At 38.2% G+C, this 25,030-nt stretch carries 28 protein-coding genes and 1 tRNA gene; 22 read left to right on the top strand and 7 right to left on the bottom strand.

What is annotated here, in order from left to right; translation table 11 throughout:
• The first annotated feature begins 14 nt into the window (after positions 1 to 14).
• The 9 genes from purH to E7A03_RS03720 all read left to right on the top strand — a co-directional run bounded on the left by purH (position 15) and on the right by E7A03_RS03720 (position 11,112).
• Positions 15 to 1,544 carry a bifunctional phosphoribosylaminoimidazolecarboxamide formyltransferase/IMP cyclohydrolase gene (gene purH, locus E7A03_RS03760; protein ID WP_287501496.1) on the top strand — a complete coding sequence of 510 codons (1,530 nt, stop codon included), beginning with the start codon at positions 15 to 17 and terminating at the stop codon, positions 1,542 to 1,544.
• A gap of 146 nt (positions 1,545 to 1,690) precedes the next feature.
• Positions 1,691 to 2,953, top strand: coding sequence for a phosphoribosylamine--glycine ligase (purD, locus tag E7A03_RS03755; RefSeq protein WP_278618501.1), 1,263 nt, complete (start codon positions 1,691 to 1,693; stop codon positions 2,951 to 2,953).
• 262 nt (positions 2,954 to 3,215) lie between these two features.
• Complete coding sequence (locus tag E7A03_RS03750; protein ID WP_021147776.1) at positions 3,216 to 4,358, top strand: isochorismate synthase; 1,143 nt, start codon at positions 3,216 to 3,218, stop codon at positions 4,356 to 4,358.
• A 40-nt stretch (positions 4,359 to 4,398) separates the two neighbouring features.
• Entirely contained in the window at positions 4,399 to 6,162 is a 1,764-nt protein-coding gene (gene menD / locus E7A03_RS03745; protein ID WP_021147777.1) for a 2-succinyl-5-enolpyruvyl-6-hydroxy-3-cyclohexene-1-carboxylic-acid synthase, read from the top strand.
• The gene (menH, locus tag E7A03_RS03740) at positions 6,159 to 7,019 is read left to right on the top strand and encodes a 2-succinyl-6-hydroxy-2,4-cyclohexadiene-1-carboxylate synthase (protein ID WP_021147778.1); all 861 of its coding nucleotides are present in this window, start codon (positions 6,159 to 6,161) and stop codon (positions 7,017 to 7,019) included. The genes menD and menH overlap by 4 nt, the downstream gene beginning before the upstream one ends.
• Before the next feature lie 4 nt (positions 7,020 to 7,023).
• Positions 7,024 to 7,866: a 1,4-dihydroxy-2-naphthoyl-CoA synthase gene (menB, locus tag E7A03_RS03735; RefSeq protein ID WP_021147779.1), complete on the top strand. Its 843-nt coding sequence runs from the start codon at positions 7,024 to 7,026 to the stop codon at positions 7,864 to 7,866.
• A gap of 231 nt (positions 7,867 to 8,097) precedes the next feature.
• On the top strand, positions 8,098 to 9,579 hold the full coding sequence (gene menE, locus E7A03_RS03730) for an o-succinylbenzoate--CoA ligase (RefSeq protein ID WP_101928961.1): 1,482 nt from the start codon (positions 8,098 to 8,100) through the stop codon (positions 9,577 to 9,579).
• Between the two features lie 7 nt (positions 9,580 to 9,586).
• Positions 9,587 to 10,738 (top strand): o-succinylbenzoate synthase, encoded by a 1,152-nt coding sequence (gene menC, locus E7A03_RS03725; protein WP_012863940.1) that lies wholly within the window; start codon positions 9,587 to 9,589, stop codon positions 10,736 to 10,738.
• The gene (locus E7A03_RS03720) at positions 10,735 to 11,112 is read left to right on the top strand and encodes a PaaI family thioesterase (protein WP_004697993.1); all 378 of its coding nucleotides are present in this window, start codon (positions 10,735 to 10,737) and stop codon (positions 11,110 to 11,112) included. Before menC ends, E7A03_RS03720 begins: the two co-directional genes overlap by 4 nt.
• 237 nt (positions 11,113 to 11,349) lie before the next feature.
• Here E7A03_RS03720 and E7A03_RS03715 read toward each other — a convergent pair whose 3' ends face one another.
• Complete coding sequence (locus E7A03_RS03715; RefSeq protein WP_021147783.1) at positions 11,350 to 11,970, bottom strand: DUF2939 domain-containing protein; 621 nt, start codon at positions 11,968 to 11,970, stop codon at positions 11,350 to 11,352.
• A 335-nt stretch (positions 11,971 to 12,305) separates the two neighbouring features.
• Between E7A03_RS03715 and E7A03_RS03710 the strand changes: the two genes are divergently transcribed.
• Positions 12,306 to 12,381 (top strand) — tRNA-Asp (locus E7A03_RS03710).
• Between the two features lie 226 nt (positions 12,382 to 12,607).
• Here E7A03_RS03710 and E7A03_RS03705 read toward each other — a convergent pair.
• The 4 genes from E7A03_RS03705 to E7A03_RS03690 all read right to left on the bottom strand — a co-directional run bounded on the left by E7A03_RS03705 (position 12,608) and on the right by E7A03_RS03690 (position 15,812).
• Positions 12,608 to 13,681, bottom strand: a complete 1,074-nt coding sequence (locus E7A03_RS03705) for a tyrosine-type recombinase/integrase (RefSeq protein WP_287509517.1) — start codon at positions 13,679 to 13,681, stop codon at positions 12,608 to 12,610.
• Between the two features lie 141 nt (positions 13,682 to 13,822).
• Positions 13,823 to 14,836, bottom strand: a complete 1,014-nt coding sequence (locus E7A03_RS03700; protein WP_287509516.1) for an Abi family protein — start codon at positions 14,834 to 14,836, stop codon at positions 13,823 to 13,825.
• A gap of 220 nt (positions 14,837 to 15,056) precedes the next feature.
• Positions 15,057 to 15,332, bottom strand: a complete 276-nt coding sequence (locus E7A03_RS03695) for an ImmA/IrrE family metallo-endopeptidase (protein ID WP_287509514.1) — start codon at positions 15,330 to 15,332, stop codon at positions 15,057 to 15,059.
• A 21-nt stretch (positions 15,333 to 15,353) separates the two neighbouring features.
• Positions 15,354 to 15,812 (bottom strand): helix-turn-helix domain-containing protein, encoded by a 459-nt coding sequence (locus tag E7A03_RS03690; protein ID WP_316073707.1) that lies wholly within the window; start codon positions 15,810 to 15,812, stop codon positions 15,354 to 15,356.
• Positions 15,813 to 15,951: 139 nt separating this feature from the next.
• On the opposite strand from E7A03_RS03690, the gene E7A03_RS03685 reads away from it, so the two are divergent.
• Both E7A03_RS03685 and E7A03_RS03680 read left to right on the top strand, forming a co-directional pair.
• Positions 15,952 to 16,137, top strand: coding sequence for a helix-turn-helix transcriptional regulator (locus tag E7A03_RS03685; protein ID WP_287509511.1), 186 nt, complete (start codon positions 15,952 to 15,954; stop codon positions 16,135 to 16,137).
• A 78-nt stretch (positions 16,138 to 16,215) separates the two neighbouring features.
• Positions 16,216 to 16,371 carry a hypothetical protein gene (locus tag E7A03_RS03680; protein ID WP_287509509.1) on the top strand — a complete coding sequence of 52 codons (156 nt, stop codon included), beginning with the start codon at positions 16,216 to 16,218 and terminating at the stop codon, positions 16,369 to 16,371.
• Here the strand turns inward: E7A03_RS03680 and E7A03_RS03675 are convergent.
• Positions 16,355 to 16,642, bottom strand: a complete 288-nt coding sequence (locus E7A03_RS03675; protein ID WP_287509507.1) for a hypothetical protein — start codon at positions 16,640 to 16,642, stop codon at positions 16,355 to 16,357. The two genes, E7A03_RS03680 and E7A03_RS03675, sit on opposite strands and share 17 nt — an antisense overlap.
• A gap of 189 nt (positions 16,643 to 16,831) precedes the next feature.
• Positions 16,832 to 17,299, bottom strand: coding sequence for a hypothetical protein (locus E7A03_RS03670; protein WP_316073706.1), 468 nt, complete (start codon positions 17,297 to 17,299; stop codon positions 16,832 to 16,834).
• Between the two features lie 304 nt (positions 17,300 to 17,603).
• On the opposite strand from E7A03_RS03670, the gene E7A03_RS03665 reads away from it, so the two are divergent.
• The 10 genes from E7A03_RS03665 to E7A03_RS03620 all read left to right on the top strand — a co-directional run bounded on the left by E7A03_RS03665 (position 17,604) and on the right by E7A03_RS03620 (position 25,029).
• The gene (locus tag E7A03_RS03665) at positions 17,604 to 17,804 is read left to right on the top strand and encodes a helix-turn-helix domain-containing protein (RefSeq protein ID WP_008715497.1); all 201 of its coding nucleotides are present in this window, start codon (positions 17,604 to 17,606) and stop codon (positions 17,802 to 17,804) included.
• Positions 17,805 to 17,809: 5 nt separating this feature from the next.
• Positions 17,810 to 17,986, top strand: a complete 177-nt coding sequence (locus E7A03_RS03660) for a hypothetical protein (RefSeq protein ID WP_278622153.1) — start codon at positions 17,810 to 17,812, stop codon at positions 17,984 to 17,986.
• A gap of 304 nt (positions 17,987 to 18,290) precedes the next feature.
• Complete coding sequence (locus E7A03_RS03655) at positions 18,291 to 18,680, top strand: hypothetical protein (RefSeq protein WP_287509502.1); 390 nt, start codon at positions 18,291 to 18,293, stop codon at positions 18,678 to 18,680.
• Positions 18,681 to 18,693: 13 nt separating this feature from the next.
• The gene (locus tag E7A03_RS03650; RefSeq protein ID WP_287509500.1) at positions 18,694 to 19,272 is read left to right on the top strand and encodes a choline-binding protein A; all 579 of its coding nucleotides are present in this window, start codon (positions 18,694 to 18,696) and stop codon (positions 19,270 to 19,272) included.
• Positions 19,273 to 19,274: 2 nt separating this feature from the next.
• Positions 19,275 to 19,631, top strand: coding sequence for a hypothetical protein (locus tag E7A03_RS03645; protein WP_287509498.1), 357 nt, complete (start codon positions 19,275 to 19,277; stop codon positions 19,629 to 19,631).
• 14 nt (positions 19,632 to 19,645) lie between these two features.
• Complete coding sequence (locus E7A03_RS03640) at positions 19,646 to 21,301, top strand: PcfJ domain-containing protein (protein ID WP_287509496.1); 1,656 nt, start codon at positions 19,646 to 19,648, stop codon at positions 21,299 to 21,301.
• Positions 21,302 to 21,310: 9 nt separating this feature from the next.
• Positions 21,311 to 23,218: an AAA family ATPase gene (locus E7A03_RS03635; RefSeq protein WP_287509494.1), complete on the top strand. Its 1,908-nt coding sequence runs from the start codon at positions 21,311 to 21,313 to the stop codon at positions 23,216 to 23,218.
• Between the two features lie 2 nt (positions 23,219 to 23,220).
• Positions 23,221 to 23,406, top strand: a complete 186-nt coding sequence (locus E7A03_RS03630) for a hypothetical protein (RefSeq protein WP_174892208.1) — start codon at positions 23,221 to 23,223, stop codon at positions 23,404 to 23,406.
• Positions 23,397 to 24,146, top strand: coding sequence for a phage antirepressor KilAC domain-containing protein (locus E7A03_RS03625; protein ID WP_174892209.1), 750 nt, complete (start codon positions 23,397 to 23,399; stop codon positions 24,144 to 24,146). The genes E7A03_RS03630 and E7A03_RS03625 overlap by 10 nt, the downstream gene beginning before the upstream one ends.
• Positions 24,127 to 25,029 (top strand): recombinase RecT, encoded by a 903-nt coding sequence (locus tag E7A03_RS03620; RefSeq protein WP_287509491.1) that lies wholly within the window; start codon positions 24,127 to 24,129, stop codon positions 25,027 to 25,029. Before E7A03_RS03625 ends, E7A03_RS03620 begins: the two co-directional genes overlap by 20 nt.
• Position 25,030 lies beyond the last annotated feature (1 nt).

The raw sequence follows: 25,030 nt of genomic DNA, 5'->3' as shown, positions 1-25,030 counted from the left end.
AATGGAGAGGTTACATGATTAAAAATGCACTACTAAGTGTTTCTGATAAAACGGGTATTGTAGACTTTGCAAAAGGTTTAGCTAATTTAGGTGTAACCATTTATTCTACAGGTGGTACCCTTAAAGCGATTACCGATGCAGGCATTTCTGCAAAGGCTGTTGAGTCTTTAACGGGTTTTCCAGAAATGATGGATGGCCGCGTAAAAACGTTGCATCCAAAGGTACATGGAGGTATTTTAGCTATTCGCGATAATACGGAACATAAACAAGCTATGGCTGATCATGGTATTGAGCCAATTGATCTTGTGGTGGTCAATCTTTATCCATTCCGTGAAACCATTGCAAAACCAAATGTATCCTTGGAGGAAGCTATTGAAAATATCGATATCGGTGGGCCAACAATGGTTCGTTCTGCAGCAAAAAATCATGCGTACGTAGGTATCGTAGTAAATCCAAATCATTACGATGAAATCTTGGAGATGCTCAAAGACCAAGGAAAATTGACTAAGGAATATCGCTTTGGTCTTGCTAAAGAAGCCTTTGCTCATACAGCGGCTTACGATGTGGCTATCGCTAATTATATGAGTGGAATCTTGCATGAAGGTCCTACACCTCCTGAGTATTTGAGCGCTTATGAAAAGGTAACAAATCTTAGATATGGCGAAAATCCGCATCAACAAGCAGCGTTCTACAAAGAAATTGGTACAGCTCATGGCATGGGGGCTTTGAAACAACTACATGGCAAAGAGCTTTCCTATAACAATATTGTAGACATGGAAGCGGCATGGAATATGGTATGGGAGTTTACTAATCCAGCTGCATGTATAATTAAGCATACGAACCCATGTGGTGCCGCTACTGCATCTACATTACATGATGCCTATGTAAATGCGTACGAAGCTGATTCCGTATCTGCCTTTGGTGGCATCGTAGCCTTAAATCGTGAAGTAGATGTAAGTACAGCGGAGGAAATGAGCAAAATTTTCTTAGAAGTTATTATGGCACCTGCTTTCACAAAAGAAGCATTAGAAATCCTTGAAGCAAAGAAAAATATTCGCCTCATCGAGCTATCTAAGCCGGAATCTGGCCAAGTGACAGTGAAAAAGGTGTCTGGTGGTTTATTAGTGCAAACAGAAGACGATCTCGTAGAAGACCGCGCCAATTATAAAGTTGTTACGAAGGTACAACCGACAGAGGAACAATGGAAAGCCCTTGAATTTGCATGGAAACTCGTAAAACATGTAAAGTCCAATGCTATTTTGATTTCTAATGAAAAGCGTACCCTTGGAGTTGGGGCCGGTCAAATGAATCGCGTAGGCTCTGCAAAAATTGCCCTTGAACAAGCCGGGGAAGCCGCAAAAGGTGCTGTTTTGGCATCCGATGCATTCTTCCCCTTTGGCGATACCGTAGAAACAGCGGCAAAACATGGCATTGCAGCTATTATTCAACCAGGTGGCTCTATTCGCGATGAAGAATCTATCAAAGCGGCTGACGAAGCGGGCATTGCCATGGTATTTACAAATATTCGTCACTTTAAGCATTAATTGGTTAAGAACTTTTAGCGGATTGTTAAACACTATCAGGGTAAAATATCTATTGTATGGTCAACAATTATTGATGTTTGGAGTAAGCCCGTTATGTGTTTATATTATTATGAATTTGATGGCGTTTAGGCGCCGATGGAGGACTTATGAAAGTATGTGTAATCGGTAGCGGCGGCCGTGAACATGCATTGGCGTGGCGATTGTCCATCAGCCCTAGCGTAACAAAGGTATATGCTATTCCTGGTAGCGCGGCTATGTCAGATTGTGCAGAGCTAGTTGGCATCGATTGGCAACAAAGCGATCATTTAATTAGCTTTTTGAAAGATAATCAAGTTGATTTAGTTGTTGTTGGGCCTGAGGCTCCTTTGGTAGCAGGTTTAGCAGATGTACTCAATAAGGTGGGTATTCCTGTTTTTGGTCCATCTAAAGCCGCCGCTCAATTAGAGGGCTCAAAGGTGTTTGCCAAGAATCTCATGAAAAAATACAACATTCCAACTGCTGCGTATGGTGTATTCCACAAGGTAGATGAAGCGAAAACTTTTATCGCTCAAACAGGAGCTCCTATCGTTGTTAAAGCTGACGGTTTGGCGGCAGGGAAGGGTGTTGTAGTAGCTATGACCGTCGACGAAGCGAATGCAGCTGTGGAAGATATGCTCAGCGGTAATCGATTCGGAGATGCAGGCAGCACCGTTGTTATTGAAGAGTTTATGGAAGGTGAAGAGGCTAGTTTATTAGCCTTTGTAGATGGCAAGACCGTTGTTCCCATGATTGCCTCTCAAGATCATAAACGCATCTTTGATGGGGATAAAGGGGCTAATACTGGTGGCATGGGGACTTATGCACCGGCACCAGTTCTTACGGATGCATTGCGGGACGAAGCGATGAAAACTATCTTGGAGCCTATGGTAGCGGCTATGGAAAAGGAAGGTATGCCATATGTGGGCTGCCTCTACGCTGGGCTTATGATTACTGACGAAGGTCCTAAGGTGGTAGAGTTCAATGCACGATTTGGAGACCCTGAAACGCAAGTTGTATTGCCTCTACTAGATAGTGATTTAGGTCAAATCATGATGGCCTGTGCTACGGGCACATTAACAGCTGATATGGTGAAATGGAAAGACTCCTCGGCGGCCTGCGTTATCCTTGCTTCTAAGGGTTATCCTGAAACTTCATCAAAGGGCGATGTCATCAGTGGGGATATTAAACAATATGACACAACCATTGTATTCCACTCTGGTACAAAGCTTGTTGGTGAAAATTATGTCACTAATGGCGGTCGTGTGCTCGGTGTTGTCGGACTTGGCAAAGACCTTAGAACGGCACTTGATAGAGCCTATGGACGTATAGAGCATATCGACTTTGAAGGCATGCAATATCGTACAGATATTGGGGCTAAGGCTTTTAAATAAAGTAACAACATTTTGAATATAAAGAAAACCTCTACATTCATGCACGACGCATGCGGTGTAGAGGTTTTCTTTTCTACCTTTTAACTGTTACCTATGATATAATAAATTAGATATAAAGAGGGCCCATCGACGTGTGATGGCGTTAGGCTCATCTCAAAAATTTGGAAACTTATTGATGACGCCTGACGTGTAGAAGTAAATCTTCTACACGTTAGGTGTTTTTACTATAGTCTATTTTATTTCTTAATAGCGATATACAACTATGATATATAATAAAGAACCGTTAGAACTGAATAGTCCGGTAGCCTTTTGGCTGAATTTTCCAAACGAAGAACGCGTATTTTGGGTGGATCGTCAAAGTGACCGCATCGTTGTAGGAGCTAAACGTTTGGCGACGGTCAAAGATGATGAAGATCGCCATAATTACGCTTACGTGTTTTATGGAGATACTTTTTTTGAGAACTCTAAGGACCCTAAATGGGCTGGCATGGGTCATGAAATGATTGCTTTCACCCATTACTACATCGTAGAAAATGGGGAGTCTTTCTACTTGTACGCTGGTGAAAGCGTCCCTATTACGGATTTCGAGGTGCCTCGAGTTCGCCATAACTACAAGGAAACCAGTGATGATAAGGCGGTTTGGGATAGTTTGATGAACGCTATCGCTGATGGTATTAGTAGCGGTGAAATGACGAAGGTCGTTTCTTCTCGAGAGGTACAGTTCACTAGCGAAACATCATATAATGTGGCAAGTATTTTAGCAAATTTAGTAGATAATAATCCAAATTGCTTTATCTTTGGTTACGAAAAGGATGGACGCACCTTTGTGGGTGCATCGCCAGAGATTCTAGTTCGCCATCGAGGTAGTGAAATTCTCAGCTATGCCTTGGCGGGGACAGCGCCTAAACATGGACCAAATGCGTGGACTAAGGAACAACTGTTAACGGATAAGAAAAATCTCTTTGAACATAATATCGTCCGTGACCGTATTGTGGATATCATGAAATCTATTACTCCGGAGGTTATAATAGGTGAAACGGGTATCATGGAGCTGGCGCATCTCTATCATTTGCGCACCATTATTACTGCAAAGGATAGCACAAAATCCCTCGTGGAATGGGCAAAGTTGCTCCATCCTACACCGGCTCTCGGTGGTGAACCGCGAGAAAAGGCGTTGACATTGTTACAAAAGTACGAAACTCATGAGCGCGGCATGTATGCAGCACCTTTTGGCTTTATGAAAGACATGGGGGACGGCATTGTCATCGTTGCTATTCGATCTGCCCTCATTATGGATAAGGTTCTTTATGCCTATGCAGGATGTGGCGTCGTAGCCGATTCTGATGCGGATGAAGAGTACGCAGAAACTAATAATAAAATGCGCACCATTTTGGATGCGTTATAATAAATTTCCAAACCCTTAGAAGTTGTTGAAAGGGAATATAATGAACGAATATATTGCTGCCTTGGTAGATGAGTTTTACCAACTCGGAGTCCGGCATGCTGTGTTTAGCCCTGGTTCTCGTTCTACGACGATGGCTATGCTTTTCACGGAGTATGAAGGCTTTGAAACATATATGAATATAGATGAGCGCTCTGCTAGCTTTATGGCGCTTGGCATTGCAAAGGCTCATAAAGAACCAACTGTGTTAGTTTGTACATCCGGTTCCGCAGTGGCTCATTATTTGCCCGCTATTTTAGAGGCTCAATATAGTGGGGTACCTCTTATTGTATTGTCTGCCGATAGACCTTATACCTTGCTACATACAGGGGCTCCACAAACAGTAGATCAACAAAAAATCTTTGGTACAGCTGTAAACTATTATGAAGAATTAGCGGTGCCTCAAAAGGAACATTATTACACATATCCACGACAAGTAGCGCGCAAGGCGTATATGAAAGCTATGGATACTAAAAAAGGACCCGTGCATATCAATATACCTCTCTTTGAGCCATTAGTGCCTGAACTGGACCGTAAGCACTTTGAAGCGGGACGTAGCCCTTACAAAGTATTTAAACCTAATTACGGTGATGTGTTTAGCTATCAGAATAGAAGTCTATTGCTTGCACAGTATAAGAGAGTCCTTATTTTAGCTGGTCCACAAATTAATGTAGATGAAGTTGAGTCTATTCATTCCTTTGCGGAGAATTTACAAGCTCCTATCTTGGCGGATCCATTGTCCAATGTAAGACGCTGTCATAAGACTGGTGCTATTGTTGCCAATCATGATGTTGCTAGCAATCTTAATAATGATACAGATATGATTCAGAAAAAACATTTCTCTGATGTTGTCATTTCTACGTATGATGCGTTTTTAGCGGATAAAGACCTATGGCCTGTACTAAAGCCAGATTGCGTGATTCAGTTTGGCCAAATCGTTGTATCGAAACGGGTACAGCAAATGGTGGCAAGTTGGGATAATGTGGAATATATTGAGATAAATCCCACGATGGACTCGATGAATCCAATGGGGAAAACCACCATGCATATGCAAGCAAGCATCGATATGTTTACGCATTTGTTCGCTGTAAAGAACGAATCTAATGCATATCTTAATAGATGGCAACGTTTAGACGTAGCTGGTAAAGCTCAACTAAGTACAGCCATAGAAGAACCAAGTTCTTTTGAAGGTCGCACGATACGCGAGTTGCAACAGCATATTCCTGATAATAGCCAAGTGCTAGTGGCAAATAGTATGACCATTCGCGACTTTGATTACTTCTGGTTCTCTGGGGAGTCCGATGCCGTTCTTTACGGAAATCGTGGTGTTAATGGTATTGATGGTACCGTTTCAACTGCACTAGGTCTTGCCGCAAATGGTCAGCCTACATATCTCGTAACGGGTGATTTGTCTTTATTCCATGATCTAAACGGCTTAGCGGTCGCTAAAACGCATAATCTAAATTTGACGATTATTTTGCATAATAACGATGGAGGCGGCATTTTTGAATACTTACCACAAAAGGGAACGAAGCATTTTGATTACTTGTTCTCTACGTCACAAGGTTTAGATTATGGTGGGGTCGCTAAACTCTATGGCTGTGGGCACACTAAAATCTCTAGTCCTGATGAATTGAGTCATGTATTAGCTAAAGTTGGCAAGGAATCTGGTGTTCATATCATTGAAATACCTACAAACCGGGAATATAGTCGACAGTTACATAAGAAATATACAAAAGTTTCAGTTGATATGGAGGCATTACTATGAGTCAGTATTTTTGCAGTATTGTAGATAATGCTTTATGTAATCCAGCTCAGCGTATGTATTTTGACTTGGGCGAGTACCGCTACGGTTTGACTGTGGTTGGAGAAGGTGAACCCATTGTATGTTTTCATGGTTTTTCTGAATCGAGCTATACTTGGGATTCTATTAATCTGCCAGGGTATCGCGTGGTCCGTATCGATTTGATCGGCCATGGTGATTCAGATATTCCTGATGAGGATAAGGCCTATACCATTCCTCAAATGATAGAGGACTTGCATACAGTTATCTATCATATGGTTGGTGAAAGCTATTACCTCATGGGCTATTCCATGGGTGCTCGTATTGCACTTTCCTATGCGTTGGAGTATGAAAGTGAAATCAAAGGTCTCATTCTTGAAAGTGGCTCGGTGGGCATCGCTTCTGATGCTGAGCGAGCAGAACGCCGTAAGTCGGATGAAGACTTAGCAGTTCATATCGAAGAACATGATGGTGCTTGGTTTGCTACACGATGGGCAGAGGTTCCTATTTTTGAAAGTCAAAAACAACTTTCAGAAGGGGTAGAGGAATTAATCTATCTACGTCGATCCAATAATAGTACGTACGCCTTAGCCTGTACATTGCGTGGCTCAGGGCAGGGCGTAATGCCTTATGTAGGCGATAAATTAGAAAAATTCTCTGTTAATGGTTTATATGTGAGTGGCGCATTAGATACAAAATATACTACAATAGGAAGAGATGTATTTGGCAAGTTGCCAAGTTTTAATCATGTCATCGTCGAAGGGGCGGGGCATAATGTACATATAGAGAAACCGCAGATTTTTGAACAAGCGGTATTAGATTTTTTACAGAAGAAAGGTTAAGTCCATGAGCAAAATTGATTGGAAAGTATTGGATCGTAATTATGAAGATGTAATTTACGAAACATATAATGGCATTGCAAAGATTACTATTAACCGTCCAGAGGTACGCAACGCGTTTCGTCCTAAAACGGTAATGGAGTTAATTGATGCTTTCACAGTAGCTCGTGAAGATAACGAAGTAGGCGTAATCGTATTGACTGGTGCTAACCACGGCAAAGGCGAAGATAAAGAAGCGTTCTGCTCCGGCGGTGACCAAAGCGTACGTGGTCACGGTGGTTATGTAGGTGAAGACAATGTGCCTCGCTTGAACGTTCTCGATTTACAACGCTTGATTCGCGTTATCCCTAAACCTGTTATTGCAATGGTTAATGGCTATGCTATCGGTGGTGGTCATGTGTTGCACATCGTATGTGACCTTACAATCGCTTCTGAAAATGCTAAATTCGGTCAAACTGGTCCTCGTGTAGGTTCCTTCGACGCTGGCTATGGTGCAGGTTACTTGGCTCGCATGATCGGTCACAAACGCGCTCGTGAAGTATGGTTCTTGTGCCGTCAATACACAGCAGCTCAAGCGTATGAAATGGGCATGGTTAATACTGTGGTACCATTCGACAAATTGGAAGAAGAAACAGTTCAATGGTGTAGCGAAATCCTTGAATTATCTCCAATGGCTTTGCGCATGTTGAAAGGTGCCTTTAATGCCGACACAGATGGCCTTGCAGGTTTACAACAATTCGCAGGGGACGCTACATTGATGTACTATACAATTGATGAAGCAAAAGAAGGTCGCGACGCGTTCAAAGAAAAACGGAAACCTAACTTCAAACAATTCCCTAAATTCCCTTAATCGGGAGTCGATACAGTCCTATATTACGGATTATATTAACTGTTAAAACGACAAGTGCGCCTCTACATGAGGCGCCTTTCTTGTAATATCTCTTTACTTATCATATTTCAATTATTACATTTTAGTAATTACTTACTTTTTAGTTGTTACTTACTATTTATTTATTGCTTATTACTTATTGGTAATTAGTGATTACTTATTAGTGATTAGGTTTAGATACGAGGTGAAACGATGGAGTGGTTACGTTATGGTGCACAGCACTACCCTAATCGTATATGCATAAATGAATACACCTATAACGATATATACCGTGGCGTACTCCATGTAGCTCGTAATTTAGTGCCTTTAGATGCATCTCGTGTGGCTATCTTATCCGATAACTCTGTGACCATGGCAATGTATGTGTTGGCTGCTATGCTAGTTCATAAAGAGGTACTTCTACTCAATGTACATCTTAAGCCAAAGGAAATAGCGAACCAATTGGATCAATTAGGTGTTACCGCCGTATTACATAGTAAAGAACGACGTAATCAATTGCCCGATACTATCGAAACTCAAGTATTAAATATAGTTGAACCTATAGCATCAGATTCTATTGAAAATCAGTTATCTCATTCCGTTGGTTCGGAGGCTGCTAATTCAATTGTTACAATTGAGTTTGAAACTTTAGAAAGTATTCTATCGGATTTAGCGGGCGAGGATTCCTTTGATTGGATCTTTGCGGACGCAGACATAGCTGCTATCATGAGTACGAGCGCTACTACGGGGCAATTTAAGTCTGTACCGCTTCGATGGGGGCAAATTAAAGCTCATGTACAAGCTTCTCAAGAGGTACTAGGAAAAATGGAGCAGGATAATTGGCTAATGGTACTGCCTCTGTTTCATGTAAGTGGTTTATCTATCTTGATGAGGTCTCTTTACAACGGGACGGCTGTCACTATTTTGCCTAAATATGATGAAGCTCAAGTTCTAAAACTCATAGAATCTGAGCAAATCAATATGATGTCTTTAGTGCCCACTATTTTGACTCAATTAGAGCCACATATTACGCACCATGCATTACGTGTTATATTGCTCGGTGGAGAATTCATTCCCATGGCTCTCATCGAAGCTTGTGAAAAGAAATCGCTGCCTATCTATAAGACCTACGGTATGACGGAAACCTTTAGTCAAAGCGTGACCTTCTCGATATTGGAGTATTCTCATAAACGAGAATCTGTAGGTAAGCCATTGCCTGGCATGCAGGTTCGTATTGATAACCCTGATACAGATGGGGTAGGCGAAATTCATTTGACTGGCCCGATGGTTATGTCTGGTTATATCAACAAGGAAGCTATCGATGGAGACTTTAATACAGATGATATTGGTTACATTGATGAGGATGGCTTTGTGTATATTTTGAACCGCCGTAAGGACCTCATTATTTCTGGGGGTGAAAATATTTACCCTAAGGAACTAGAGGATTTAGTGTATACATTACCAGCAGTGAAAGAATGTGCGGTTGTTCCTATACCAGATACTAAATGGGGAGAAGTGCCAGCGCTCTTTGTAGCCTTTCATGATGGTGAAAGCATGACTACAGATGAAATTATAGACTTTATGGCTAATTCTTTAGCGAAATATAAGGTTCCGAAATATGTAAAAGTATTAACCGCATTGCCTCGAAATGGAACTGGCAAAATATTGCGCAATGAATTGAAATTAGAAAACTGAGGCGCTTATGAATGATATTTTAAACTTTAAAAGTATAACTACATATCGCCTTAAATTGCCGCTGAACTTTAACTTCAAGACCGCCAAGGGGGAGGTAAAAGAGCGGGAAACCATCGTAATCCGTATCGAGGATCAACAAGGTTATGTAGGGTATGGGGAATGCGTAGCTTTCACAGAGCCATTCTATACATTTGAGACAGTAGAAACCTGTTGGAAAACCTTAGTAGATGATTATATCTTTAATCTGCGCTTGATGCGGCCCAAACCGCTCATGACCTATGTACGACAATTACAGTTTTGGCTCAATCGAGATAATATGCCTATGGCCATTGCGGCTCTAGAAAATGCACTCATTCATCTTCATTGCGAACGAATAGGTGTAAACTCTGTTTCTTATATTATGGGACAAGCTTTACAAGATACTATTGAAAGTGGTGTCGTTGTCGGTGATGTACCAATAGACAAATTACTCGATATTGTAGAGTGCCATGTTACAAGTGGTTGTAAGCGGATTAAATTAAAGGTAAATCCTGTAGATGGTTATGAACGAGTAGCTTTAGTTCGCAAACATTATCCGGATTTAGTTTTAGCGGCTGATGCAAATCGAAGCTATTCGTATCAAGAAATCGATAAGGTGCGTCAGTATGATGATTTAGGTCTAGCTTGTATTGAAGAGCCCTTTGCGATGGCAAACCTTCAATCTTATAGAGATTGGAAGTGGGAATGTCTTAATGATGACGATTGGAAAATCTATACGCCAATTTGTTTAGATGAGTCCATTTTAGGATATGATGATCTGTCCTATGCTATTGAATATGACTTAATCGATGTGTTGAATGTAAAAGTAGGGCGAATGGGTGGTCTTATTCCAACAAAAGCGGCTATTAATCTATGTAGAGAACGTCATATTCCATATTGGATTGGTAGCATGGTAGAGTCAGGGGTTTCTAAAATGCTTCATGTCCAGCTATCCGCATTAGGAGATTCCTATATGGCAGGGGATTTATCTGACTCAAATAGATATTTTGGACAAGATCTTATTTTCCCAGATTTAACATTTAAAGATGGTGTTATGCATGTTCCCGATGGAGATGGACTAGGTGTAACAGTCTTTGATGATAGACTAGAGGCGTATTGTGTGGAGAAACGAACACTATGAATTTAATTGAATCCTTACAAATTGATGCTCCTCGTATGACGAGTGATAACACATGTATTGCAAAAATGAATTTAACTGAGTTTCACAAACAACCACAAGGTTATTTAAACGGTGGTGCTACATTAGCTTTTGCAGAAATTATTGCAGGTATGATGAGTAATGAACTGGTAGGTTCTCATAAATTTGGTGTAGGACAATCTGTAACTGCTAACCATCTACGCCCTGTAAAGTGTGAAGGATCCTTAACAGCGTTAGGAACTTTACTAGTAAAAGGTAAGACATCCCATGTGTGGCGCTTTGATATGATAGATGATGCACAACGCCTTATCTCACAAGTGACGGTAACCTTGGCTATTGTAGATTTTGATAGATAAAATCCCATTTTTAAAGGATTTAGTTATATTTGCTAATTAATTTATGTATAATTTCGTCTTACATGAGAACTTACGATTGTTAAGATTATAGGATAATAAAAGGACAGTATATACTTTTCGGTAGATACTGTCCTTTGTTGGTTTTATAATGTAAATAGCTTATCTAGAAAAACGACATAACTCTTTTTTATATTTTCTAAGATCTGCAATTTAAAATGTTAGAAAAGACGAAGATATTTATTTTCTGGTGATGGTATATAGGTCTTCAATATCAGGAATATCGTAAATAACCCATGTTCCATCTCCTAAATGACGCATCAAAACTTTTATATCTTTTGTCATATTCTTTTTATTATTTTGTATTGTTACAGTCACAGTAGCCTTATCACCATTATCTTCTGACTTTAGGTTTTTAACCTCTACATCATGTTCCTTAAATAGGCGACCTTCTACAAGACGATCTACCATAGACTTATTATCATCATTTGCTGTAGTGGTATTATTGGTAGGTGATTCAGATTTAAAACTGTCAGGATCTTCGATATATGTCCGTATTACGTCTTCGATAAGAGCTGGTCCAAATGTTTTGGTAGCTGCTATTGTAGCTTTACCAAGTGGGGTAGATGTATCGACATATTTATTGCCTTCTCGTTCTACAATGTTTTTTACAATGGATTTTATATCTACGTGGCGTAATGCTTCGTCTGCATCTTTATCTTGTACTGCTTGGTGAATGATTTTTAATGTGTAGGCTGGTGTATGTGGTACATACCATAAGAAGTACCATGCTGCGGCCATCGCTCCTACAATAGCTATGATAAGAGCGATAATAATACCTTTTGAATTGAACTTATTCATAGCGAATCCTTTCATGTTTCTATAGAGGCATTTTCATATTGAATATATACATATTGTAGCATATTGAGTAAAGAATAGGATGATTTCTAGTAAAGGGTATACCTATTATAGCTTATAGAGAAAATTGTACTATTGCGAAAACTGACGAATTATGACGATAAAGGGTGGATTCCTGTAATATAATATAGAGATACTTTTATAAAAGCTATAAAATAACGATTATCAAATATAATCAATTATTTTCATAGATTTGTAATAATATTTTTAAAAAAAATAGTTGCATTGCTCTAAAATCCATGATATTATGTACAAGTAGTCAACGCGAGTTGATACGCGGCCCCGTGGTGTAGCGGTTAACATGTCGCCCTGTCACGGCGAAGATCGTCAGTTCAAATCTGATCGGGGTCGCCATTTTTTTTTACAAAAAATCATGCCTCGGTAGCTCAGTTGGTAGAGCAACGGACTGAAAATCCGTGTGTCGCACGCCATCTTGAGGGGGTGGTGAGCTAACGCTCGTGCGGGTTCAAGTCCCGCCAACCGCACCAAGCTAATAAAATAAGGGCTTACAGGTAATTCTGTAAGCCCTTATTTTTGTTTGACATCATAAAGTCTTATGGGGTTTGACATCATTTTGACATCAGAATATTTTAGCGATGCGTTCCACGATGTCATCTTCCATTTTAGGAGTGACGTGTGAATAGGTGTCCATTGTTTCTTGAAACGAAGCATGGCCTAGGCGTTCTTGTATGGCTTTCATATTTGCCCCATTTTCAATGAGAAGTGTGGCGTGAGTATGTCTTGTACCGTGCATAGTAAAAGTTGGCTTACCGATTAAATTGGCGTATTTCTTACATAACTTGCTGACTTCATCAGGGCAGCGAGGAGCACCTTTAATGCCAGGAAATACTAAATTATTATTAATCCAGTTCATCGTCTTGATTCTGCGCTTATCTATGACCGTTTTATGCTTCATAAGCTCATGGAGTGTTTCCGTATCAATGGCAATTATCCGTTTTGAGGATGTGGTCTTAGTTGTATTGGATATAACTGCAGTAGATCCGATTTTGAGGGCAGTTTGTGAAATGGATATAGTTGATTTTTTGAAGTCAATGTCTGACCATCTTAAGCCTAATAATTCAGACCGTCGCATACCTGTTGCAAATGCTAATTTAAAGAGTGCATGATGTTCTGTGTTCGATATATTCGATAAGAAGTCTTTAACCTCATCTGCAGATAACGTTACCATATGTCGAACCTTAACCTGCTTTGGCCGGTCTATGTTTTTCATATAGTTTTTAGGAATAATGTCATCTTTTACAGCCTGCTCTAATATGGATCCTAGAATTGTCATGGTGTAGGATATAGTTCTTGATGACAATCCATCCATTGATTCAAATACATACCGTAATGTATTAGGTTTAATTTCGGCTAACTTTACGCCGCCGATTTTATCTCTGATATAGCGATTGATAATTCCTGTATAGCTTTGATATGTGGCAGGGGTTATAGTCTTTTCCTTTAGATTCAACCATATATTAATCCAGGTGTTTAATGAGATAGTATCATCGAAATTGGCACATGATTGATTAGCATTTACGTATTTCTCCATAGCTTCCGTAGCAGCTTTCCTGGTACTGCCGTAAAAGTATTTGCGTTTGCCATTTATCACCTTTGATACCTGGTAGCGACCGTCGGATCGTTTTTTAGCCATAAAAATAACCTCCTGGGCTTAAAATAGGTATAACAAAACAAACCTTAGAGGTTTTATGTGGTATAATGATATTGGAGTAAAAATGAAGCACCTCTAAAGTATGCAATTTTTAGTAGCCCTCACTGTGGTGAGGGCTTATTTTTATTTCCTTTTAGATCGACGCTTATTTCTTTTTTCTTTTTTTGCTATTACATGTCGTGGTAATGGGGAAGGATTTTTCCATTCGGGTATAACCTCCCAATCATCAGGAAAACCCATTAACTTAGGATTAATGTATTTACTATGAATAATTAAATCCTTTATAAAATATATAAAAGGATAATCAGGGTCTATTGTTTTTAGTATTTCAGCCATAGCAATTATCGTATTATAAATCTTACTATCTAATTCATTATTGTTAGAACTTGATTTTATAAGCCTTGAATCGATATCTTTTATTGGGACAAACACAAATGGAGTTCTTTTATTCCAAAGCCTGCCATTATGAGCACAAACATTTCTTACCCATCTTAAATTATTTAACACAGATTGCATTGGCTTATAATCAAATGGGAAATTAGCAAATATAGCCTTTTTATCCTGTCTTTTTTTTATTCCCTTCATCCAATTTAATAATTCTCCTAACGTTAATAGTAAAGAAGATACCCAGATAGGTGGTGTATTAATGGTAGGGTATTTCGTTTTGTAATGGAGAGCGAATGGTTCTTTACTTTTTTTATATGACTGTACAAGTAAATCAAAAGCTGTTTTCACACCTTGAACTTCTGATCTTTCACAGACGTCCCTTTTGAATATAGAAGAATCTTCGTGCGGATGAGAAGTATTATAATGCGTTGCTAAATACTGTGCCCATGAAGCTTTTACAGCAACTTCTATTTTTTCTATACCAGTTGAAATCAATCGTCTAAATTTTTGGTCAAAAATATAGGTATGCTTCACTTGGTCCCATGATGTGCCTTCTTTAAATTTATGATTTCTAGGAGAACATGATGGGTATCGTTCTTCGTACATCCACCAATATCCGCTCAACCGATAATACCCGACAGTACTTAGCCATTGATGGATGTCTAATTCATCATGAATAAGCATGCCTCTAGATTTTAATTGTTCTATTTGTTGTTCGATAGTTGTAGGCTGCTTTATATTAGTAGGCATAAAATAATATCTTTCTTAGGTATAAAAAAAAAGACCCATCCTGGTGCGCAGTTGTTGAATAATCAACCCTAAGCGTGATGGGTACTGTTATAATTATATTATCACGCATATTTGCAATTTTCAAATTACATAAACGCAATTCCGTATTCTTAAAATACATAGTTGATTAAAACAATACTAACAATTTTTTCATTTTGAAATCTCCCTTTTATATAATCCTTTATAATACTGATACATAATGATGGTAGAAATCTATATTCTCCAATTCGGCATCGTTAATACATGTTCGACGGACCATTTGTTCTACTAGATTAACGTGTTCGTCTAAATAGAAGTCATCGTTAATAATATGCATTAATTCATGCTTTATTTCCTCCCTCATGCGATCATGAGAGAGGTTTTTGTTTATATAGATATTATGAGTATCTATATCTTCACATTCCTCCGACACAGCGTTGGCATGTGGTAAATCACAGTAAATTACATTAACTACCAAATTAACACACTCCCTTATATGCTATTTATTTTTTAATTTTAATAGTTCTATATATTCAACTGCTTTCTCCATGTCCTCCTTACTAATATCTTTTGCTGCAGAGAATAGCATACGGGCCCCTGGGCGTGTGCGTAAGTACTCAGCGAATTCAGCAGCTTCTTTATCTAGGTAATATTCCTCTTCAGTTTTATTATTTGCTCTAGATTTATCGCCTACATCAGCGAAGAATTCAAGTGCACGTTCGCCGAGTTGATCTTGTTCATCTGGATCAGTTAATAATTCATCTAACGACATATTCATCCCGTCCGCTAATTTGTTTAAAGTTCTAATAGAAGGAATAATTGGTTTCTTTGTTCTAGAATTTTTATTATTTTCTAGCATTGACAAGTATTGTTTAGTCAAACCGGTTTTTGCTGATAGTTCTTCTAATGTTAAATTATTATCTTCTCTATATTTTTTTATGGCTTCTCCTAATGACATCGTAGAATCCTCCTTTCTTGATAAGTAAAGTTTACATTATAAAAACATTTTTGTAAAGCATGCTTGACAATTGTTTTTTGATAAAGTATACTGAATCTGTCAAGCGGGCTTGACAACTGAAATGAAGAAAGGAGGACGTATGAATAAGCTTAGAGAATGTAGGATTAATAAAAATATAACTCAAGAAGAGCTTTCTAGGATATCTGGTATTTCTAGGACTACTATTGTTAATATTGAAGCCGGAAAGCTTAAGTTTATCCGCTCTGACACAATGGATGCACTATCAGAAGCTCTTAATGTTCCTGTTCCTACATTATTTTTTTAATTTAAAAGTAAAGCGCGCTTTACTTGCGACAAAAGGCGCGATATGCGAACAATTTATTAACACAGAAAGGAGATTGCGATGAAAATCATTATAGAAGGTACTGCTGAAGAAATTCAGGCATTAATGCAAAAAGAGCTCTGCTGTGAACAGAGCTCTAGTAATCAATGGTTTCCTGAAGACAGTAATCGGAAATATTACGAAAAATCAACAAGTGGTCCTAACCTGAAAAAATAGTTTCGTTGATATATTTCCAAGCATCCTTTGGTAACCAACCTTGGGTATTATTTATTACTTCTATGACCAGTAAACTATCATTGCTATCTAGATATTTGGTTATTTTGTCAGATACTTCTTGGGCTGATTGATAATTAGATCTAATTAAATAGGACGATTTCCAATATGTACACCAAGCTCCATCACTTGCCGATTTGATTGCTTGGATAACATTTTCATAATCTTGTCCCGCTTTATTCAAATCATAAGTAATAAAATAACGTTTTTTCATTCCACTCACCTCCTTTCTATATCCATTATAGCAAACGCGGAGGTGAGGGAAGTAATACTAATAAACAGATGAAGGAGGTGAGGAGATGAAGAACCCTGTAGGGGGGATTTATACAAAAGAAAATGGAGAACAATTTAATTATCAAAATAAATTTATAAGAGTTGAGCCAACAGGGGGTGATTTTTGGGACTACTTACCATTTATTGCTGTAGTGGTTTCCTCTGTTTCATTAGGCGTATCCATAGCATTTTGGGCGCTTAAAATTTTATGAAAATTAGATAAATTGTAATGGACTTTATAGAGCTTAAATTTTTTTCTATTAGATGTTGATAAAGGAGAGCGATGCCATGGTAGCCAAGCATATTGAGGAATTTTAAATTCAATGCAGATTCCCTCTTTAATAGAAATATTTTTATTAAGGATAACCAAGATAGGTAACTCTAAACAGCTGCCTGATGTAATTGGACCGCAGCGTGATTTAGGAAGATCAATAATAAAATTTTCTAAGGCCTTTGGCCCAAATGGACTAATTAATAAAGATGGATGGTCTCTTAGCCATGGAACGCTAGATAAAGTGCAAAGAAAAAGGTTTTCATTTGTTTTAGGGTTATAGGCTCGTAAATCAAAATAAGAACTATTGGTAGTGCTGGCATTCACAATGATTGCGGTTGTAAAAATTGCATATTGATTAGTTGAATTTTCAAAAACATTATTATGGGCTTCTATATTTTTGTAACATCTAGTGCAAAGCAATTGGCATCAAAATCAACAGTTATTAATCTTCTTTCTCGTAAATAGGATAGTAGAGAAAGTAATAAAGCAGCCAATGAAATAATTATAGAAATAAAATCCATATTTTCACATCCTTTCAAGGTGATTATACAAACAATTATTTAAGAATACACAAAATATTCATGAAAATTTTATGAATATCTATAAAAAGATATAAAGGAGGATTATTGTGGACAGGAATAAATTATGCATAACAGTCGCTGAAGCTGCTGAACTAGCAAGCGTCCCTCAAGATGTGATTCGGCAATGGGCAGCTGACTTTGATTTTCCGTCGATGAAGATAGGGGCCCGAGGTGGCAAACGATTGATTCATTTAGATTCGTTTAATGCATGGCTAGGGAAACGATGCCAAGCAAGAATAGGAGAGTGAAAAAAATGAAAAAATTAGCAGGCATAATGCTGGGCACATGTTTTGGAATTTTAGAAGGCTCAGATGTACAAGGATATGAGTTACATTCATCGACTATGCTACTGTTGCTTTTGTGCACTGTATCAGCAGTAGCTATTCTTTATAAATCATTTAAGGAGGATGAACATTATGGAAGATATTGATGTAATCGGAGCGTTATTTATTTTAGTATTAACGGCGGCCAGTATTATGTTCTACGGTTGGTTAATTTGGATGCTAATACGATGAGACGTCCGGTTCGAACATGTACTAAATGTGGAGTTAGGTTAATTCCACACACTCATAACTACATTTATGACGAGATAAATCGAAAGGCTATTAGGGTGTGCAAGCATTGCCACGATGAACATATTCGCCGTAAAAGTAAAAATGCTCGCACTCACGGCAATGAGTAACGAGCACAGATAAAAAATATCCTATGTAAATTATACCAGATAAGGAGATAAAATGCCTGAAATAAAAGCAATAAAACATAAAACTACTGTAAATGCATTTGACTTTAATTTCTTTACAGACAACAAAGGCAAGCACGAGTCCTTACAAAAGGTAGCGATAGTGACCACAAATAGCTATATCAAGCTTTCAATGCCGGCTTACAGAAAGTTAAAAGGGCCGGAATATTTCAAGGTTGGTATAGATATTAATAATAAAGTTATTTGTGTGGCCCCTGCGCTTGCAACGGAGCCATATGTAATTAAACCAACAGCAGTACAAATTGAAAGAAATACTATTTATATATCCAAAAGTCGTAGCGTAATTCGTAAACTCCAGGAAATTGGAATCCCTAAAATTGTTGAAGGGAAATTAGTTGATGATGAATTACTGTTTAAATTCTAAAGGAGAAACTATCATGGAAAACAAAAACGTATTAACTATTAACTTTAATAATACCGAAGATTTGGCGCTTCAGATTGCGGAATGGCATTATATTCTTAATCATCAATGTTGTGGCAATTGTCATGACGATAAAACGCATGTTGAAACCGCTTGTGAAACTATTGATGTAGAGACTGTAGTACCTACAGTTGAAACTAAAACGACAAAATCTGAAAAAGCTGAAGTCAAAGAAGAAAAAGCACCAAACAAAGTTGCTAAAGTAGAACAAGACATTCATGTAACGGACTTAGAAGGCAACCCAATAAAAGTTGAAAAAGAAGAAACGATTAAACCTGTAGCAGAACCTGAACCTGCTGAAGCAACAAAAGTCGAAGAACAGGCTCCAGTAGATACAGAGTTAGACGTTGCCGCTGAACCTGTAGATAAAAAAGCCTTTTATAAAGAATTCCGTGCATGGATGGGCGAGGATGGTGTAAAGGCTAAAAAGGCGATTGCTGTTTTCGGTAAACATGGTGTTACTCGTCCGTCTAGTGACTCTTTGACAGATGATCTTATCACTGACTTGAAATCTATCATGGCAGAGGAGGCTTAAATATGGCTAAGCAACAATTTAAAAGCCAAGCAGACATATGTAAGAGGTCGTTAGATATATTACATAAAGCAATTGAAATGGACCCGGGTAACGCTGAAGAGTACCAGGAGGGTATCACATATACAGAGGATGTCATGAAAGCGTCCAATGCTATTGTAAAAGCTTATGAAATCGTAGAACCTACTAAGAAACAAAAGGCAGAGCCTGAGGCGGAGAAAGCTGAAACTAAAAGCAAGAAAACAAAGGCTACGACTAAAAAGTCTAAACCTAAAGAAGAACCAGCACCAGCGGTAAAAGTAGAGCCTGCATCTGTTGAAGAGAAGGAAACAGAAGATCTATTCGCTATGTTTGGTGATTAAAGGGGGAATTCACTGTGGAGATTGTATCCAGTACCTATATTCACAAAATGTTCGATAGCGTAATCCTAGAGGTCCTTTACGGTGCGGAGTATACAACTATTTGTCATCTCGATTGTGGATTTACATTTGGCGGTAGCTGGCAGCGTAAGTATTCCTATCACAATGGATATGTAACTGGTGCTAAATATTATACTTGTCCAAACTGCCATCTATCATCCAATCCCTACGATCATAAGATTTGCTATTCCATTAATGATGAGAAAGTATATCCTGTGACAGCCTATGTAGAAGTTATCAACTATAAATATTTTTTAGATTTAAAGATTAGGTACCAAGGTATACAGCTTTTCTTTGATGGTAGAAAAAATGACCACGGAATGTGCACGGAAACATTGCGATTCGACTTTAAAAAACGTAAAGCTACATACATTGATAGATTTAAAGTTCGCCACGAACTCACTGTTGATTATATTCGTGAGAACGAGATTATGCCTGTGCTTAAATTCTTTGGTGATTCATATGCCATGACAGACTTTAATCGAAAGTTTTTAAATAAAACATTTAAAGCTTTAAGAGTTATGTTTGAAAAACGATTGAAAGAAACATATGGCTATGGGGCTAAGGATATATATGTGTCACCTAGTGCCACTGAAGAAAACGGCTATCATTTCACAATGTTACTTAACATGATTTTGAAATTATCGGCGCCAGATATGCCTAGCATTGTGAGTCTAATAAGACAGTATGTATATTGGACCAATGCTTATAGTTTATATCGATACACACACATTCCCTTCGAAGAGGATGTGTTAACAGCTACAAGAAAGGGGATGAACTTTCAAGCGGCGCTTAGACAGTCGTATAAATCACCTAATAGCAGGGCATTACGAAAGTGTATGGTTGATGATCCGTTAAGCGTATATATGTCTGATATCCTCAATCTTTTCAGCGACGAAAACTGCAGACGTACTATTCTTACACTACAACGCAGCTATGAAAGTGCTTGCCCATATACTGGCAAGATTCATAACGCTAACGATTTTCGTAAGGCTATGAAGCTAAATACACCTCATTCTAGAGATATGTGGCAAAAACTAATCGAACGCTTCGATGAACCTGCTATATTGCGGTGGTTACTTGGTGAGGATATCCGTGATATAGCAGATTGCGTTGATATGTACGTAAAACTAGGACCAAAATACCAGGATGTTTTATGGGAAAAGCGATTCAAGCTAAAACAGTTCCACGATGAACTTATCAATTTGTTTAACAAGCAAGAGTACGGAGATGTAATATTGCCTGCTCAACCTCAATTACAGGCTGACGTGAACGGAATGCACTTCATGGTTCCTAAGACTGCAGCTGATTTGATGACGGTTGGAAAACAATTAAAAAATTGTGTGGGCTCTTATCGTGGTCGTGTCATGCAAGGACAGACGGCGATTGTAGTTGTCACTGATGATGATATGAATCCTGTGGCCTGCTTAGAACTGGCCACAGGGGGAAAGATAAGAAAAGGACAACCCAAATTCAATCATTTAGTGCAAGCGAAGTTGTTTGCGAATACGCAGCTAAAACAAAATAATAAAATTCACTCGACAGTTATGCAATGGGCCAATCAATTACAGATTGAGCCGCATACCATCGATGTGGACGCCACTGTTGTATAGGAGAATGATATGAAACTCACAAAATTAGAATTACTAAATTTTAAAGGACTAAAGTCCTTTAAAATGAATCTTAATGGCGATGTCGTAATCCGTGGTGATAATGCCACCGGCAAAACGACTGTATTTGACTCAGTGTGTTGGTTACTATTCGGCAAAGATAGCCTGGATAGGGCTGATTTCGAAATCAAAACATTGGATGGGGGTGAACCTATCCATAAAGTCAATCACGAAGTAACTGGGACCTTTACATTAGATGACGGCGGGACGATTGAATTACAGCGAGTATATCGTGAAAAGTATTCATCCCCTCGTGGTGGGGATGTTACCTTAACAGGTCATACGACAGACTATTTTGTCGATGGTGTACCTAAGAAAGAAAAAGAATACAAAGAGATTGTAAATTCTCTGGTTGATGAAAACATCTTCAAATTGATTACAAATCCATTGTACTTTAACGAAACGTATTCCTGGCAAAATCGTCGCAAATTACTCTTGGAAATGTGCGGGGATATTGACGATGCTGCTGTAATTAATAGTTGTGAAGATTTAAAACGTTTAGCTGAGTTATTAGATGGTCGGACGGTTGATGATCAACGCAAAGTTATCGCTAGCAAGAAAACAGCTATTAATAAAGAACTTGATATGATTCCGGTTCGTATTGATGAAGCTGTGCGAAATAAACCTGAAGTTATGGCTGATAAAGATAAACTAATCAGTGATATTAAAACTTTATCAACTGGCATTGATGATGTTGAAAAACAAAAGGCCATTATTAAAAACGGTTTTAGCGCTACAGAAAAACAGTCTAAAATTCGTGACATTAATCGTCAATTAGACGTCAGACGTTCAGACATACTATCCGATTACCATAAACGCAAACAACATTTGCGCAGCGAATACGAAACGGCACTATCTAAATTAAAGGCGACTGAAGCTGAAAGAGATAGATGCATGGATAGAAGCAACGAGCTTGATAAAGAAATTGGGCGAGAAGCCAAACGCATCGAAACTCTAACATCTGAATTCGACACATTTAACTCTCAGCAGTTTAGTAAAGAGGCTTGCCCTACTTGCGGGCAGCAATTGCCGGCGGATAAGCAGGAAAAACTCGAGGCAGAATTTAATGCTAATAAATCTAAAAAGCTTGAAGAATGGAAAGGCCTTATCGATAGTGCTGCTAAGTTAAAAGGAAATTATGAAGAGCAGCAGAAAACGATGGCGTTGAAAGCTGACGGATTAATAGATGACATTACCCTACAAAGCAAGGAGCGAGATATTAAACGTGAAGAATATGAAGCGTATTCTGAACCTAATGTCGAAGATGATCCTACATATGCTGACTTAAAAGCACAATTATTCTTGCTTGAGATTGAAGAGGAACCAGGTGCAGATACCGAAGAACTTGCAAGACTTGAGGACGAAATATCCTCTTTGAAATCTAAAAAAGCAAATCTCGAGACTGAATTGAATAAATTCAAATTGATTGATGATATTGAAAATCGTGTTATTGAATTGGAAAACCAACAGCAAAAACTTGTTACCGAAAAGAATGAACTCGATGAGGCATCATATCTTATGGATGAGTTCGTAAAAGCCAAAGTTAACATGTTAGAAGAAAGCATTAACGCAAGGTTTAAATTGGCTCGTTTTAAAATGTTCAACGTTATGCTAAATGGAAACGTTGAAGAATGTTGCGAAACAACCTATAAAGGGGTGCCATACCGTAGCATGAATAATGCTGCGAGAATTAATGTCGGATTAGACATTATCAATGCATTAACTAGCTATTATAAAGTTAATGCTCCAGTGTTTATCGATAACGCGGAAGCTGTTACTGACTTTATCCCTGTTAATAGTCAAACAATTAAATTGATCGTTGACGAATCAGAGCCACAACTTGTGGTTAAGGAGGTGTAAGTATGGCAAATAATCATAAAGTAATTATGAGTACAGATGAAATGGCAGCATACATTTATACTATTTTGTCTGAGCACGAGCTAACTGTAGGAGAATCGTTATCTTCGCTAAAAAAAGCAATTAAATTAGTTAACAAATCAGTATATTATGACCATTTAAAAGAAAGTGAGTATGAAGAATGCAATTAGTACCTATCAATGTTGTAGAAAATGCTCAATATGTAAGTGGTAGAGATTTACATATGTTTTTAGAAATTGGAACAGAATATAAAGATTGGTTCCCTCGAATGTGTGAATATGGTTTTGAAGTTGGTATAGATTTCAACCCGCTCAAAAAAGAGCGAGTTCAAATTGAAGGCAATCGAGAGGTTAAACGCATTATCACTGACCATGAACTTACAATTGATATGGCGAAGCAATTATGCATGCTATCTCGAAATGAAAAAGGCCGACAAGCTCGAGAATATTTTATTCAAGTTGAGAGGAATTGGAATTCTCCCGAAAAAGTAATGGCAAGAGCCTTGCAAGTCGCTAATAGAACGATAGAGAACTATAAGTTGTCTATCTCTATGAAAGATCAACAATTAGCAGAGTTGCAGCCGAAAGCCAATTATTACGATGTTATTTTGCAAAATAAAGAGTTGCTAAGCATTACTCAAATTGCTAAAGACTATGGGAAAAGCGGAACTTGGCTTAATAAATTTCTAGCCGATAAAAAAGTGCAATTTAAACAAAGCGGTGTTTGGTTTCTATATGCTAAATATGCAGATAAAGGGTATACATCAAGCAAAACATTTATTGATGATGTAGAAAAAGCACATATGCATACATATTGGACTCAAAAAGGCCGGCTATTTATATACGATTTGTTAAAGCAAAATGGAGTTTTTCCGTTAATTGAATTAGTAGATGCCGATAAAACGGCATAGGAGGTACATAATGGGTGAAGTAACAAAAGCACAAACTCAAACACCATCGCTTAAAACTATGGTGTCTAGTGAGTCGGTAAAGAAACGTTTTAATGAAATCTTGGGTAAAAAATCAGCAGCCTTTGTATCTAGTTTGATTTCTGTATCTAACAATAATGAACTTTTATCTAAAGCTGACCCTACTACAGTTATTACTGCAGGTGTGATGGCAGCCACTTTAGATCTTCCAATTAACCAAAACCTTGGGTTTGCTTATATTGTTCCTTTTTACAATAGCAAGAAGAAAATTAATGAAGCTCAATTTCAAATGGGTTACAAAGGATATATTCAGTTGGCCATGCGCACAGGTCAATATAAGACCATTAATGCTAGTGAAATATACGAAGGCGAAATTAAACACCATAATAAACTTACAGGCGAATTCGAATTGGGTGAGCGAACTGGTGATAATGTAGTTGGCTACATCGCTTATTTCAAACTCATTAATGGCTTTGAAAAGTATTTATATATGTCCAAAGAAGATGCTGAAGCACACGCTATAAAGTATTCCCAAACATACAAAAGGGGTTTTGGTCTTTGGAAAACTGACTTTGATGCAATGGCCATCAAAACAGTACTCAAACGTTTGTTAAGTAAATATGGAATTCTATCAGTCGAAATGCAGAACATGGCTAATGCAATCTCTGCAGATGGCGCCGTCATTCGTGATAATAATGGCGAACTCACCCCTGATTTCGAAGGTGAAACTATCGATGTTCAATCAGATGTGGCAGAAACCATCGCTAATAATGCAAATTCTGAAGCCATTGACATAGAACCTGGTCCTGCCAGTGAGTTTGTTAATCCTGAAACTGGCGAAGCAGTCAATATGTTTGGTGATTAAT

The organism is Veillonella parvula (assembly GCF_032472435.1).
In the GTDB taxonomy this organism is placed as follows: domain Bacteria; phylum Bacillota; class Negativicutes; order Veillonellales; family Veillonellaceae; genus Veillonella; species Veillonella parvula_N.
Note: the sequence above shows the minus strand (reverse complement) of the source record. Positions and strands in the feature narration are given on the sequence as shown.